Origin of the sequence: Mucilaginibacter litoreus, assembly GCF_042676805.1 — a bacterium.
In the GTDB taxonomy this organism is placed as follows: Bacteria; Bacteroidota; Bacteroidia; order Sphingobacteriales; family Sphingobacteriaceae; genus Mucilaginibacter; species Mucilaginibacter litoreus.
Genome location: NZ_JBHTHZ010000005.1, coordinates 694,483 through 709,610 on the forward strand (window position 1 = coordinate 694,483; position 15,128 = coordinate 709,610).

13 protein-coding genes are annotated in these 15,128 nt (G+C 41.9%); 3 read left to right on the forward strand and 10 right to left on the reverse strand.

Annotation, left to right across the window (positions count from 1 at the left end; genetic code table 11):
* Nucleotides 1-78: 78 nt before the first annotated feature.
* The 7 genes from ACFQZX_RS11150 to ACFQZX_RS11180 all read right to left on the reverse strand — a co-directional run bounded on the left by ACFQZX_RS11150 (nucleotide 79) and on the right by ACFQZX_RS11180 (nucleotide 7,728).
* Complete coding sequence (locus ACFQZX_RS11150; protein ID WP_377115098.1) at nucleotides 79-1,059, reverse strand: 3-keto-disaccharide hydrolase; 981 nt, start codon at nucleotides 1,057-1,059, stop codon at nucleotides 79-81.
* A 58-nt stretch (nucleotides 1,060-1,117) separates the two neighbouring features.
* Nucleotides 1,118-2,242, reverse strand: coding sequence for a redoxin domain-containing protein (locus tag ACFQZX_RS11155; RefSeq protein ID WP_377115101.1), 1,125 nt, complete (start codon nucleotides 2,240-2,242; stop codon nucleotides 1,118-1,120).
* A gap of 37 nt (nucleotides 2,243-2,279) precedes the next feature.
* Nucleotides 2,280-2,669, reverse strand: a complete 390-nt coding sequence (gene gloA2, locus ACFQZX_RS11160) for an SMU1112c/YaeR family gloxylase I-like metalloprotein (RefSeq protein WP_377115104.1) — start codon at nucleotides 2,667-2,669, stop codon at nucleotides 2,280-2,282.
* Nucleotide 2,670: 1 nt separating this feature from the next.
* Nucleotides 2,671-4,899, reverse strand: a complete 2,229-nt coding sequence (gene purL / locus ACFQZX_RS11165; RefSeq protein ID WP_377115107.1) for a phosphoribosylformylglycinamidine synthase subunit PurL — start codon at nucleotides 4,897-4,899, stop codon at nucleotides 2,671-2,673.
* A gap of 137 nt (nucleotides 4,900-5,036) precedes the next feature.
* Nucleotides 5,037-5,330, reverse strand: a complete 294-nt coding sequence (locus tag ACFQZX_RS11170; protein ID WP_377115334.1) for an energy transducer TonB — start codon at nucleotides 5,328-5,330, stop codon at nucleotides 5,037-5,039.
* Nucleotides 5,331-6,020: 690 nt separating this feature from the next.
* A complete protein-coding gene (locus ACFQZX_RS11175; RefSeq protein WP_377115110.1) occupies nucleotides 6,021-6,599 on the reverse strand; it encodes a hypothetical protein in 579 nt (192 codons plus the stop codon).
* Between the two features lie 67 nt (nucleotides 6,600-6,666).
* The gene (locus ACFQZX_RS11180) at nucleotides 6,667-7,728 is read right to left on the reverse strand and encodes a porin (RefSeq protein WP_377115113.1); all 1,062 of its coding nucleotides are present in this window, start codon (nucleotides 7,726-7,728) and stop codon (nucleotides 6,667-6,669) included.
* A 488-nt stretch (nucleotides 7,729-8,216) separates the two neighbouring features.
* On the opposite strand from ACFQZX_RS11180, the gene ACFQZX_RS11185 reads away from it, so the two are divergent.
* Entirely contained in the window at nucleotides 8,217-10,130 is a 1,914-nt protein-coding gene (locus tag ACFQZX_RS11185) for an AMP-dependent synthetase/ligase (RefSeq protein WP_377115116.1), read from the forward strand.
* Nucleotides 10,131-10,136: 6 nt separating this feature from the next.
* Here ACFQZX_RS11185 and ACFQZX_RS11190 read toward each other — a convergent pair whose 3' ends face one another.
* The 3 genes from ACFQZX_RS11190 to ACFQZX_RS11200 all read right to left on the reverse strand — a co-directional run bounded on the left by ACFQZX_RS11190 (nucleotide 10,137) and on the right by ACFQZX_RS11200 (nucleotide 12,526).
* A complete protein-coding gene (locus ACFQZX_RS11190; protein ID WP_377115119.1) occupies nucleotides 10,137-11,144 on the reverse strand; it encodes a Kelch repeat-containing protein in 1,008 nt (335 codons plus the stop codon).
* A gap of 72 nt (nucleotides 11,145-11,216) precedes the next feature.
* Complete coding sequence (locus ACFQZX_RS11195; RefSeq protein WP_377115122.1) at nucleotides 11,217-11,843, reverse strand: CatA-like O-acetyltransferase; 627 nt, start codon at nucleotides 11,841-11,843, stop codon at nucleotides 11,217-11,219.
* Entirely contained in the window at nucleotides 11,843-12,526 is a 684-nt protein-coding gene (locus ACFQZX_RS11200) for an HAD family hydrolase (protein ID WP_377115125.1), read from the reverse strand. Before ACFQZX_RS11200 ends, ACFQZX_RS11195 begins: the two co-directional genes overlap by 1 nt.
* A 122-nt stretch (nucleotides 12,527-12,648) precedes the next feature.
* Between ACFQZX_RS11200 and lysS the strand changes: the two genes are divergently transcribed.
* On the forward strand, nucleotides 12,649-14,370 hold the full coding sequence (gene lysS / locus ACFQZX_RS11205) for a lysine--tRNA ligase (RefSeq protein ID WP_377115128.1): 1,722 nt from the start codon (nucleotides 12,649-12,651) through the stop codon (nucleotides 14,368-14,370).
* Between the two features lie 172 nt (nucleotides 14,371-14,542).
* Entirely contained in the window at nucleotides 14,543-15,094 is a 552-nt protein-coding gene (locus ACFQZX_RS11210) for a NifU family protein (RefSeq protein WP_377115130.1), read from the forward strand.
* The last annotated feature ends 34 nt before the right edge of the window (nucleotides 15,095-15,128 follow it).

A 15,128-nucleotide genomic window follows, 5' to 3' on the forward strand; every position in this document is an offset into this window, starting at 1 on the left:
TTATATTTACTTAAGCATTTTATTAAAACAAAGGCATCGTTTAATAAACGATGCCTTTGTACTTCTATTAAATAAAATTTACTTCGCGGGTGTAATAACAATATTGCGATAATCTATCGGTCCATGGTCCCCTTGTATCAGCAGCGGGCCGGGTTCGCCTTCTTTGCTGTCAATGGCCCCGCCTGTTATTCCCGGGATGATCTGACGGGATACCACTTCCTGACCGTTAGCAACAATAGTAACTACACGACCAACAAGCGTAATGTCGTACGACTGCCACTCGCCGGCGTTTTTGGCCATCATTTTATTAGGTTGAATAAAACCGTAAACCGAGCTGAATTGATTTGCCAAAGGCTCAGGCTCACCGGTTTTGGTATCAATTACCTGCACTTCATAGCGGCCGCGCAGATAAACGCCGCTGTTACTACCCTGTTTGTAACGGAACTCTATATGAAGCTTGAAATCTTTAAATTTCTGATCAGTAATCAAATTTGCTCCGGATTGCTTGCTGCGTAAAATGCCATTTTCAACCACCCACTGGTTCTTACCATCAGTATGCCATCCTTTCGTATCCTTACCATTGAACAACCTTATCGGTTTACCCCAAACAGGTGTTTTTACAGGCAGTAAAGCAGGCGCGCGCACCCCCGTAAAGCTGTAAGTCTTTCCATCAGTGTAAACCATGGTACCTTTTATGTTATCACCACTCGCCTCAAATTCAAAATCCATGTTACGATCACCTGGCTCCCATTGCGGTGGGATTGAAAAGCTATACTTATTACCCTCAGGCTTAACTTGTGATATTGGCCTTGCACTACCGAAAGCATAAGTAAACCGCCCGATGAGGGTATGAAAACCAGACTTTTGCACCTCCAGCCATGATGGCATTTGCTTTCCATCTTTTTCAACGGTCAGGTCCCAGCGGCCTATCACATCAGGGTCTTTCTTTATTTCCTGTGCTTTGGCACCAAACGTAAAGCTTAGAATAGAAACTGATAAAAGGGTTACTTTTTTGGCAAAGCTTATCACTTTACCGGTGAATGAGTGTATTTTCTTCATAATTGGTATATTGAGTGCTTAAATCTACAAAACATTCACACATAACAGCTTAAATCATTCAATTTCCTAAAATCTTTTGAAGTGTTTGATGCAGCTCCTTACCTTTTATGTTTTTTGCAACAATTTTACCAGATGGATCAATAAGTACATTAGCAGGTATGGTACTTACTCCATACAAATCTTTTATACTTTTAGCAGGCTTATAATTATCTATAGCCTGTGTCCATGGCAACTTATCAGTTTTGATAGCTTTAAGCCAGGCATTCTTTTCTATTTGGCTGTCTATAGAAATACTCAGTATAGTGAATTTATCGCCACCGTATTTATTATATGCCGCTACAACATTAGGGTTTTCATCACGGCAAGGCAAGCACCACGACGCCCAAAAGTCTACAAGCACATATTTACCTTTAAAATCAGAAAGTTTCACTTTGCTTCCTGTTGAAGTATTCAATTCAAAACCCGTTGCCATCACCCCTATTTGCGACCGTTTTGCTGCACTGATAGTTTCACCGATTGATTTACCGAGAGCACTACTTTTATTGGCGGCAGTTAGTGCATTATAGGCATCAGCTACCTGCAGCAGGTCCGCATGATTCATCATTCTTTCCAAGGTAAGGACGCTTACATACGAATCAGGGTGCGATTTGATGAATTTAAACTTGATTGGCTCCATCAGTTTCAGAAGCGAATCTGTACTAACTTTTATCGGATCGGTAAAAGTAACATCCGCCTGCTGCTGATGCGTGAGGGCATCATATTTCTCTGAAACAATAAATAACTTGTTTGAGAGTGGCATCAGGGCAAACTTAAGCTCAGTATTATCATTATTAAGTGCTGTACCTGTAACACTCGCAGTTCTAAGTAAATCGGCACCACTGATCTTTATATTACCGGGCTGTATAAATACAGGTGCGCTATCATGTAAAAGATCGGCAAACAAAGGGTTATCATTACGGCTGAAGTAACCAATATCCAAACCGTTAGTTGTTCCGGTGAATTCAAACAAGCCATTCTTTACAACAGTTGAATCTGAATGCTGCTTACCGTTCTCTTTGTAAGAAAGAAATATCCTGTCGCCGTTTTTTAATGATTTAAATTCTCCGGATATTTTAAATGGTTTCTGAGCGAATGTAATTAACGGCGCCGTTGCGGCTAAAAGTAAAAAAAGCGTTTTTTTCATCTATCTGGCTTAAAGCCTTGAAGATAAATATAAAAGACTATTTCTCATATAACTCCAACGGCAATCCGTCGGGGTCGGCAAAAAATGTAAAACGTTTGCCTGTGTGTTCATCAACGCGGATAGGTTCAGTCAGGATATCGAACTCAGTCAGATGATACACGGCCTTTTCGATATTATCAACCTCAAAAGCCAGATGACGCAAGCCGGCAGCTTCGGGGCCTGATGAACGTGGTGGAGGATCAGGGAAAGAAAAAAGCTCGATCTGGTAAAGTCCGTTGACTTCCGGATCAAGCTTGTATGATTTGCGTTCCGCGCGATATACTTCCCGGACAATGGTAAAACCCAAAGTCTCAGAATAAAAACGTTTAGAACGCTCATAATCTGAACAGATGATAGCTATATGATGTACCCTGTTCAGCTTAAACATCTTATTCGTCTCCTAAAATTACATGCAGTACATTATCGTGCACCATTTTAATGTCTGTCATATTACCGAACAGATCACCATCTACAGTAGTATTACCAATGCCGTTAACTGTACCTAACAGGCTGAATTCTATCTCGCTGGTGGCCATCATTTCCACAAAGCGCTCCTGATCGTCGGGTGCAACACTCACCACTATCCTACCCTGTGCTTCACCAAATAAGAAGGCATCTTTACGAATGCTGCTGTCGCTTTCTATATCAAAGCCAAGACTATTTGGCATGGCAGATTCAACCAGTGCGATATACAAGCCACCATCAGCTACGTCATGTGCTGATTGAATTACTTTGTGTTTGATCAGCTCTTTAATCACCTGGTGCGTTGCGTACTCTTTCTCCAGATCGAAATATGGAGCAGGAGCAGCTAAAACCTTGTGGTACGATGCCAGATATTGTGATGACGCTATATCATTTTGCGATTCGCCTATTAAATAGATCAGATCTCCGGGTTGTTTAAAATCAAGCGTCATCATGTTGTTTGGGTCGTCCATTACACCCAGCATACCAATAGTTGGGGTTGGGAAAACCGGCCCCTCGTCTGACGACTGATTGTAAAAGCTTACGTTACCGCCAGTCACTGGGGTTTCAAACTTAGTACAAGCTTCGCCCATACCTTTTATAGCACCCACAAACTGCCAATAAACTTCAGGTACATAAGGGTTACCAAAGTTTAAGCAGTTAGTAATGGCAACAGGCTCGCCACCGGCGCAGGTAATGTTACGTGCAGCTTCGGCAACAGCTATCGCGGTACCCTTTTGCGGATCGGCATATACATAACGTGAGTTACAATCGCAGGTTAATACAATAGCTTTACCCGTACCTTTAACCGCAACTACAGCCGCGTCGCTTGGGCGGTTGGTGGTCATGGTCGATGTTCCGATCATTGAATCATACTGATCGGTTACCCAGCGTTTAGAAGCAAGGTTAACATGGCCTATCAAATGCTCGGCAACCTCAACCAGGTTTTCAGGCTCGGTTATATCTTCTATTTTAAATTTCTGATTTTCGGCATAATAAGCAGGTTCACGGTACTCACGCTGATAAACCGGTGCGCCGCCGCCCAATACAAGGTCGTCAGCAGGAACATCGGCGACCTTCTCGCCGTGCATATAATATTCAAGGCGTTTGGTATCGGTCACCTCACCAATGATAGCGCAGTTAAGGTCCCATTTATCAAAAACGGTCTCAACAAGCGCTTCTTTGCCTTTTTCAACCACAATCAGCATACGTTCCTGAGATTCGGAAAGCAAAATCTCGTACGGCTTCATGTTTTCCTGGCGCATTGGCACACGGTCGAGATGTATTTTCATACCATGCTCGCCTTTGGCGCTCATCTCAGAGTTAGAGCAGATAATACCTGCCGCTCCCATATCCTGCATACCTATAACGGCACCGGTCTTAATTACTTCAAGCGTAGCTTCCAGCAATAGTTTTTCCTGGAAAGGGTCGCCTACCTGCACTGCAGGCAAATCGTTTACAGAATCTTCAGTTATATCTTTAGACGCAAAGGCTGCACCATGTATACCATCCTTACCGGTGGCAGAACCAACAATGTAAACCGGATTACCTACACCATAAGAGGTAGCAGAAACGGTTTCGCCAGCCTTAACAATACCCGCAGAAAACGCGTTTACCAACGGATTGATATTATAGCACTCATCAAAAAACAACTCGCCGCCAACAGTTGGTATACCAAAGGCATTACCGTAGTGGCTAATGCCTTTTACCACGCCTTTAACCAGCCATTTGGTTTTATCGAGGCTCAGATCACCGAAACGCAGCGAATTCATTTGCGCGATAGGCCTTGCGCCCATCGTAAATATATCGCGGTTAATACCACCTACACCTGTCGCAGCGCCCTGGTAAGGCTCAAGCGCTGATGGGTGATTATGTGATTCTATTTTAAAAGCGCAGCCAACACCGTCCCCAAGATCAACCAAACCGGCATTTTCTTCACCAGCTTTAGCCAGCATACGCGGACCATCTTTTGGCAGTGTTTTAAGCCAGGTGATAGAGTTTTTGTATGAGCAGTGCTCACTCCACATTACCGCGAAAATAGAAAGCTCGGTAAAGTTGGGCACACGGCCTAATATCTCTTGTATGCGGTCAAATTCTTCAGGTAAAAGTCCCAGATCGCGGGCGGTTTCAACGGTTGTTAATTCCTGGTTCTCCAATGTATTATATTTAATGTTGAAAGGATGCGCGAAATTAGGAAAAAAGTCGGTAAGTCAGAAAGTCAGATGTCAGAAAGTCCGGAAGTAGCAAGACAGGAATATCTTTGCGAACTTCCGGACTTTTGACTTTAAACTTTTTATTCACTCAACTGAAAATTCATTGGGATGGAGTAACGCACCCTTACTGCTTTGCCATTTTGGTATCCTGGTTTCCAGGGTTTAGCCAGTTTTAATACACGGATCGCTTCCTCATCCATGCCATAACCCGCTTTACCCGTAACTTCAATATCAGTAAGATGCCCGTCTTTTTCTACTACAAAGCTTACAATCACCCGGCCGCCAACACCGGCGTCTTGTGCCTGTGCAGGAAAGTGTAAGTTTTTGTTCAAAAATTTGGTCCATCCGGCCAATCCACCATCAGGTTCGGGCATTACCTCAACACTTTTGTATTCTGTATTATCAACCGGCTGCTCAACTCCGGTTCCACTCGTACCTGCAGTTCCCGGGTCTTCTGTCGCCTGCACTTGTCCACCATCCCCTTTAGAGGTTACAGAGCTAATCTCCAATCCATCTAACTCAGAGATTTTTGGTGGGTCAATATTTACTTCTTCAGGTACAACACGCGGTGTAGTGTATTTAACTGAAGGTGCGGCCGGTTGAGGTTTTGTTGGCGTTGCCGGTTCGGAAGGTTTTGCTGGCTCTACAGGGGGCTTTAAACGGGTAATATCAACAGTAAACTCACTATCCAGCAATACAGGCGGCTCTATATTTTTTACATGCGCTTTTGCGAAAGTATAAATAACAGAAGCGCCTATCACGGCTATGAAAGCAATAGCCATTGCTTTAAACATGGTACGCCCATAATGCCGGCGCAATTCATAGGCACCATAAGATTTGTTGCGGTTTGAAAATACAAGCTCGAGCCACTCGGGATTGTATAGGTTTAATTTCTCTGTAAACATAAGGCTCAAAATTTTATTTTACTAAATAACATATTTACAAAATAAAATTTTGAGCCAAGCAAATTTTTACAAAATATTTATTTGATTATACCAATAACTTAAATTTTAATATTGAAAAACTCAATGTATTCAAAATAATATTTCAAAAAAGCCAAAACCTTACCAATTGCCTGTGTTTACTTTTTTAATTTTTACAGGTGCAACTGTATCTTTTTTTCGATCAACCGCTTGTTTTAGCCGGGCGGAAAGATTTAAAGCATATTCAGCTACCTGGTCGAGGCATGCATTTAAGTTCTTCTGACCATATTTTACTCCCATATTTTCAAGAGGCACTTCAATACCCGCAACAGGTACCATGTTTCCAAACCTGTCGCGCACATAAGGTGTAAAAATAAAGCTGCTTATTTTGTAACGATACTTTCCATCAGCTGCCTGAAAGTTAAGCGTATATTTTATTTGGCCACTTTCTTTTCTAATCAGAGAAGTACCACTATACACTAAAAATTTACTACTCACATGGAAAGCTTTATCGGCATTGCCAGCTGTAGGTTTACCCGCATCGGCCAAACCTTTAGCAAACTGCCATGCCCGCTGGTAAACTGTGTCTGCAAGTATCTGTGTATCGCTTACCTTATAGTAAACATACTTATCATTCTCATCTAACTGAAGGGAATCCTTTTGCGCTAATAAAACATACGTATTAAGCAAGAAGGCAAAACTGAGCAATACTTTTTTCATATTATAAAGATAAGCCATCCATAAATGATATGGATGGCTTAAATAGTTGCGGATAATTTATTTTTTATCAGAATGCATATACAGCGGCCAGTACAAATTGCGATGCGGTTTTAGTCAAAGCTCCGCTTTTAGTTGTAAAACCATCAGTATCATTCTTGTTATTATCCACCCTGAACTCAGGTATCAGCGTAAGCGGGCCAGCTTTAATATTAGCTGTTAAAGTAGCTGCTACAACAGAGCTGCCTGGGGCTGGGCCATAGGTTTCATATGTTCCGTTTTTTGTTTTAAAATATTCGCCGCGTAACCCTATAGTAACATCTTTAGATACACCAACCTGCGGATACAGTGCCACACCTGTAAAACCACCGGTGCCTATAACGTCCGCAGGTGTAAATGTAGCGGCATTTAAACCTAGTTTGAACATGTTGGTGATCTGGTATGAGGTGGTCAGGTCGAATTCGGTACCTGATAATTTCCCGGTTAACAAGTTCAGGTACGCGGTCCATCCCTCTACCGGTGCAACCATTAGCTGTGCGCCAAATGTATTTACTTTGTTTACGGAAGTATATAAGTTCCACGAATCGTTAAAGATACCTGCCATTAAGCTTACCTTGCTGTTAAATGCGTAGGTAGCTTTAAAACCTGGGTTTTGGAACGGGCCATTGGTAAACAGGTAGGATGTTGAGTAATTAAAATTACCCACAGGCGATATTACCTCGTAACCCATAAATGTTGCCATGTAACCACCTGTTAAATTAAATTTATCAGTTACATCATAAGATACATACAGGTTTTGTATATGAAAGCTGTTAAAATCTTCTTTATACTCACCTACAGCATTAGGAATTGATTGTGACTGCCCTCGAGGACCAAATGAAAGCTCGCCCACAAATGATGCTTTACCAACTTTTTTCTTTAAAGCCAGATCGATCATACCTATCGAGATAGAGTTTTGATCCGATGCAAAACTGGTTGGCAAGTTGTTGTGTTGCGAAAAATCATACTTGAAGTAAGTATCAACCGAACCAGAGATAGTTAAAGGCGGATCGGTTTGAGTGGTGTCTTGCGCATTGGCTGCTGCAAAAGTGAATGTGGCAAGAAACGTCAGTAGTAGTAACTTTTTTTTCATGATAAGAGATTAAATATGTGTTTAGTTAGTTTGTTAGCGATATTTTTCGATATAATTCAATATAAAAAAGAAGACTTGTTGTTAATAAATATTAAAATCATTGAATAAAAGTTATTGAACCAAACCCAATACTATTTGTAAATAATATTTTCAAAAAAATCTACTAAATCTATCTGTTTTTTTACTAAAATCTACATTATAATCTACTTTTACAATAAAATTTGTAATTTTTTTTACAAATTATATAAATAGTGAATAAAATACATCAATTTAAGTGATAAAATCGTAATAAATTGGATTATAGTAATTTTAAAAAAGCTACAATCTATTAATATTTACAATTTTTCAGAAATTCTAATTCACTCAATCAGATAAGTTTGATTTAAGCGCATTTATAACTGACTTATCATCCATTTGGCCTGTAGTAAATCTTTTTTATTTGTAGTTAATAATAATTAGATTTGAATCTTCACAACCAATTATAATTAATGAGTACTATAGCTGAGCGATCAACTATCCCTGCGCTTATTCGCAATATTGTAAGCCATATTCATCCCGACAATCAAACTTTCATGATACACAAAGTGAAGGAAACATGGGTTGAGATATCCTATCACGAAGCTCTTGAAAAAATTGATGCTATATCGGCCTGGTTTTTAAGTGTAGGTATTAAAAAAGGGGATAGACTGGCACTTATTATTGAGAATGGACCTGATTATGTTTATTATGACCAGGCTTTACAGCAGATAGGCGCAATAAATACATCCATATATCCTACGCTCTCTGAAAATGAAATTGAATATATCCTTAATGATTCGGAAGCGCGTACTATTATTACAGGCAATCCCTTTTTATGCCGTAAGGTTTTAAAGATCGCCAACAATTGCCCGTCGCTGATGTATGTTATTCCTGCGTTTGACGACTATCAGAAATTTACCGAGAAACTTCAGCTTAACGCACGGGTAATTGGATTTAAGCATGTGATTGAGGAAGGAAAGGATCTTATACCTCAGTTTAGCTATGCAATCAATGCAGCGCGTGAAGCAGTTGAGCCATCAGATCTATCCTGCCTTATCTATACGTCAGGCACTACCGGCACACCAAAAGGTGTTATGCTGAGCCATTATAACCTTGTTGAAAATTGCCGCACAAGTTTATTACAATTACCAATAATAGAGAAGACAGACCTATTTCTGTCGTTCCTGCCGCTTTCGCATGTATTTGAGCGCACAGCAACCTATTATATATGCCTCACTATGGGTTGCCAGATAGCATTTGCACAAAGCCTTGACCTGCTTGCACGCAACATGGCCGAAGTTAAGCCAACTGTGATGTGCTGCGTACCGCGCCTGCTGGAGCGTATACATGACCGTGCCATGAAAAACGGCCTGTCGGCCGGAGGGGTAAAAACTAAAATATTTAAGTGGGCACTCGCTGTTGGGCGCAAGCGCCGCCTGGCAAGCGAAACAGGAAGAAACCCTGGTGTATTACTTTCCTTACAGCTAAAACTGGCCGAGAAACTGGTTTTCAGTAAAATAAAGGAAAAAACGGGCGGCAGGTTAAAAGTGCTTCTATCAGGTGGTGGGGCGCTGCCTAAAAACATTGGTGAGTTTTTTGGCGATATCGGCATTAAATTACTGGAGGGTTTCGGACTGACGGAAACTTCGCCGGTAATGGCTGTGACCGAAAACGACCGCATTATTTACGGTACCGTAGGCCGCATTATTCCGGGTATTGAGGTAGCCATACAAAATGTTGACACCAGGCAAATATATACTATACAAACGCATGATAATTTCAACCCTGACTTTACCAGCGAAGAAGGCGAAATAATTGTACGGGGCCACTGCGTTATGCAGGGCTACTGGAAAAAGCCCGAAGAAACCGCAGCGGTGATCGATGCAGACAGCTGGTTACATACCGGGGATATTGGCCGCTTTTTAAGAGGGAACCTGCAGATAACCGACCGATTAAAAAATATGCTGGTAAATGCTTACGGCAAAAATGTATACCCTACCCCTGTCGAAAATAATTATTTAAAAAGCCCTAAAATTGAGCAGGTATTTTTAATAGGCGACAAACGTGAATACATCACCGCAATTGTAGTCCCTTCGCGTGAGGCCTTGCAGGAAGAATTTAAGTTTGGTGACGACTTTTTTGAAAAGCCGGATATTTTTATTGACGATAAAGCAGTGACCGACTGGATCGCGCAGGACATCAAGCGGCTGTCAACGGAGCTTGCAAAGTTTGAGCGTATAAAAAACTTTAAAGTTAAACGCAATCCTTTCAGTATGGAAGCCGGTGAAATAACTCCTACCCTTAAGGCTAAACGTAAAGTGATAGAGAAGAAATATGCTGATGCGATAGATGATCTGTACTTACAGGAAACTGAGGAAGATTGATAATAGTCAATCTTTCTTCGCAGGCGTAAATTTCCAGAAATCTTTCAATAACCCCGGGTTGCCGGTACCTATATAACCGATGCCGTTTATAGTAAAGTTGATCATATCGTAGCGGGCTGGCCCGGGCAAATAGGTTGATTTAAGCCATTTGTTGGTTTCGGGGTTATAACGGTACCAGTCGTCAACTGTACCCGCTAATGTAGAACCCATGCCGGCAAAAACTTCGGCACCGGCAACAAAGTATCCGCTAAATGCCCTTGCATCGCCGCTAAAATCAGCCATTTGCGACCATTTATCAGCGGTTGCGTCATATTTCCAAAAATCGTTGGCAGCAACGTCTGGCCAGGCACCACCCAGCCCGGCATAGCCCATGCCATTCAAGGCAAAGCCAATCATACCGAAGCTGCCCTGCCCGGGATAATCGGCAACACGTGTCCATTTATCGGCAGCAACATCGTACTTCCAAAAATCTTTGTAGTTTTTACTGTAATCATCGTTTGTACCTAAGCCCATATAACCCACGTTGTTAACAGCAAAGGAAATTACGCTTTCACGTTCTTCTCCCGCAAAATTGGCTTTCCTTGTCCATTCATTGTTTGCCGGGTCATATTCCCAAAAATCGATATTCTGAGGCTTGTCATCACCGGGAATAATCAGCCTTTGCCCAAAGCCTGTACCTACGTAAGCTTTACCATTAATTACAAACCCTCGGATATATTCACCAGCTTGTCCGGGATAATCCGCCTTTTGTGTCCAATGATCAGCAACAGGGTCATATTCCCAAAGATCGTTCAATAGATGCGAATTGAAACCGCTTTGTGCGTTTCCACCTAAAATATATCCTTTACCTGCAATGCTAAATCCGAACGAGCGCACACGCCCGAGTCCGGGAAAATCGGCCAGTTGCTTCCACAAGCCGGGTAAAGCATTGGTTGAGTTTGGCTTAAAAGGTTCCCGCTTGCATGAAAAAGCAAAAATGGCGACAAGTATTAAAAGCAACTTTTTTGAGGGCATAACTGGCAGCAATGTAACTGTAAATATATCATTTACGTTTAACTTGCTCCCTGCGTTGCCGCTAATAAGTTTTTATAAAGAAGTGTTAAGCAGTTGCTGATACAGATCAATGAATTCGCCCACATGCCTGCCATCCGCAAGACCATGATGAACGGTTACTGATACCGGCATGGTTTTAACGCCATCTACTTCTGTCATCTTTCCATAAGATATCTTGGGGACACTATCCTTAAAAGAAAAACTACGTGCATGCGTCAGTGCTTTAAAGTTGACCCAAGGTATCGCTGATATATGCAACAGGTTTACCATTGGCCTTAATTCCACGCCTTTACCGTCCTGCACCCGTGCTATCTCCTGCTTTGCTGATGCTGTAAACTGATGCAGATCGGGGTAATAGGTAATGTATGAAAACCCAAAGGTATCATCCGGACGGTTAATAGTTGCGGAAGCATGTATCTCATCATACAAGTATACCTTGTCATCCTCTACCCTGTATTTAAAGTGTATTAATTGATTTACCGCTTTTAAGGTACAATGAAGGTAATACAAAAAGAACGGAACACCTTTTTCTTTAGCTTTATTGTAGGCAGTTGTACAATCTACATCTACCACTACACCAAAAAAAGGCTCCTCAAAGCTGTTGAAAAATTTAAAGTGCTCGGTACGGTTCCAGGTAGCAAAATCTATTTCAGTTTTCATTACAGGTAAGTTAATATTTCGCTGATGTGCTGCAAGCTTTTAAAACGCTCATTATCTATGCCGTCTTCAATCTGCTCATGCACCCAGGTGATATGATAAGGCACATGAATAGCATGGCCGCCAATGTTTAGTACGGGCAGTATGTCACTTTTTAAAGAGTTACCTACCATCAGCAGTTCCTGAGGTTGTATGTCCAGGTGTTTAATCAGTTTAAGGTAGTTGGCATCGTCCTTCTCGCTCATGATTTCGATATGATGAAAGTACGGCCCAAGGCCTGATCTGCGCAGCTTTCGCTCCTGATCCAACAAATCGCCTTTGGTTGCCACTACAAGGCGGTATTTATCTTTTAATGATTCCAGTACTTCTTTAACACCTTCAAGCAGCTCTATGGGCTGGTTAAGCATCTGTTTACCCAGATCAATTATTTTTTCAATAACGTCAGCGTTAATGGTTTTGCCGCTTACTTTTATAGCGGTTTCTATCATAGATAGCACAAAGCCCTTGATGCCGTAACCATATAACGCAAGGTTCTCTATTTCAATTTTAAGCAGTTCGCGCTCAAGTTCATGACGGGATGCATATTCGCCAAGCAAAGCACAAAATTGTTCTTCCGATTGCCTGAAATAAGGCTCGTTCACCCACAGTGTGTCGTCGGCATCAAAAGCAATTACTTTTATGTCCATATTGATATTAAAGCTGCAATATTACTCAATTGCCGTAAGCTTTAACCACATTGTAATGCATCGGTAAAATAATATCAATCAAAAACCATATTTTTGCACCCTTATTTAATACGTTATTTACAATGAGCATTGCGCTATCCGAACAGGAAATTTTACGCCGAGAATCTTTACAACAACTAAGGGCATTGGGCATCGACCCATACCCGGCCGAGGCTTTTGTTGTGAACGCCTGGGCGCAGGATATCACAGATAATTTTGACGCTAACCCGGAAAACTATAAAGAAGTGGTTATTGCCGGCCGTATCATGACCCGCCGCATAATGGGTAGCGCATCTTTTGCCGAATTACAGGACAGCACCGGCCGCGTGCAGGTTTACCTTAAACGCGACGATATTTGCCCTGATGAAGACAAAACGCTTTACAATACAGTATTTAAAAAGCTGCTTGATATTGGAGACTACGTTGGTATTAAAGGTTACGTTTTCCGTACGCAAACCGGTGAAATATCAGTTCATGTACAGGAACTAACTATTCTGTCAAAATCATTAAAGCCACTGCCGGTGGTAAAACGAGACGAAGAGGGGAATGTTCATGATGGTTTTACAGACCCGGAGCTGCGTTATCGCCAGCGCTATGTGGACCTGACGGTAAATCCCGGTTTTAAACAGATATTTATCAACCGCTCAAAAGTGATCAGCGCTATGCGCGGCTACTTTGATGCGCAAGGCTGGATGGAAGTAGAAACCCCTATCCTGCAACCTATCCATGGCGGTGCCGCTGCACGCCCATTCGCAACGCACCACAACACGCTGGATATGCCGCTGTATTTGCGTATTGCCAATGAGCTTTACTTAAAACGCCTTATAGTTGCAGGGTTTGATGGTGTTTATGAAATCGGTAAGATGTTCCGTAACGAGGGTATGGACCGCACCCACAACCCTGAATACACGGCCATGGAAATATATGTAGCCTATAAAGATTATATATGGATGATGGCTATGGTTGAGGAATGCCTGGAAACCATTGCCAGGGCTGTACATGGCGTACCGGTTGTGCAGGTAGGCCAAAATGAAATAAACTTTGCCGGTCCATACGAAAAGTTGTCCATGTATGAGTCCATCCAAAAATATACCGGTATGGATGTATCGGCAATGGATGAAGAAGGCTTACGTAAAGTATGCGCCGATTTAGCTATTGAGGTTGATGCCAGCATGGGTAAAGGCAAACTGATCGATGAAATCTTTAGCGCGAAGGTTGAACACAACCTGATACAGCCAACCTATATTACCGACTACCCTATCGAAATGACGCCGCTTGCCAAAAAACACCGCAGCAAAGAAGGCCTGGTAGAGCGTTTTGAGCTTTTTGTAAACGGTAAAGAAATTGCAAATGCTTACTCTGAGTTGAACGACCCTATCGACCAGCGCGAGCGTTTTGAAGAGCAATTGATATTGGCCGGCCGCGGTGATGAAGAAGCTATGGCGATGGACGACGACTTTTTGCGGGCGCTCGAGTACGGAATGCCGCCGACATCCGGTTTGGGTGTAGGTATCGACCGTTTGGTAATGCTAATGACCAACCAAAGCACCATACAGGAAGTATTGTTCTTCCCGCAAATGCGCCCTGAGAAGAAAGTTAAAGCGCCAAGTATTGAAGACTTCACTAATATTGGCGTACCTGCAGAGTGGGTGCCGGTACTCAATAAAATGGGCTTTAACAGTGTTGAAGAACTTAAGGCCGGTAACCCGAACAAGGTTTTTAATGATCTTGGCGGGATGCGTAAAAAACTAAAACTGGATATCACCATGCCTTCAAAAGAAAGCGTGATGGCTTGGTTCGAATAAAGTAAAACTATTAAGAGCGCCTTTTTGAGCGCTCTTTTCGTTTACAAACATTGTATATAACTTTGCGTAGTCAAGGCGTAATATGCATAGTCATTGACAGGTCAAATCAGTTGTGCATACACTGCTATAATAAAAAACGTGCTTACATTTGTTAACCATAAAATTAAAAAGGATGAACATCAACGTATATACCGAAGCTACTCCGAACCCGGCAACCATGAAGTTTATTGTAAACAAGTTGCTTATCAACGGGAGTGTTGACTATCCTACAAAAGAAAGCGCCGAAAAATCACCGTTCGCAAAAGAGCTTTATAAGTTTTCATTTGTCAACGGCGTATTCTTTGCCAGCAACTTTGTAACGGTTACAAAAACTGAAGGTACTGAGTGGGACGACATTCAACCAATATTAAAAGAATTTGTTAAGGGTGCGGTTGAAGCAGAATATAAAGTACAGGAAGCAGAACATGCGGAAGAAGTTGATTTTGAAGGCACTGAAACCGAAATAAAGATACAGCAGATATTGAATGATTACGTTCGCCCGGCTGTTGAGCAGGATGGCGGCGCTATCGCCTATCGCTCCTTTGATGAAGGTGTAGTTACGGTTGAGCTTCGTGGCTCTTGCAGTGGCTGTCCGTCATCAACAATTACCTTAAAAGCTGGTATTGAAAATTTACTTAAACGCATGGTGCCAGAAGTTACGGAAGTTGTTTCTGAAGCAATGTAATATTTATAGTTAAGGTTTTTTTGAAGGCTGCATT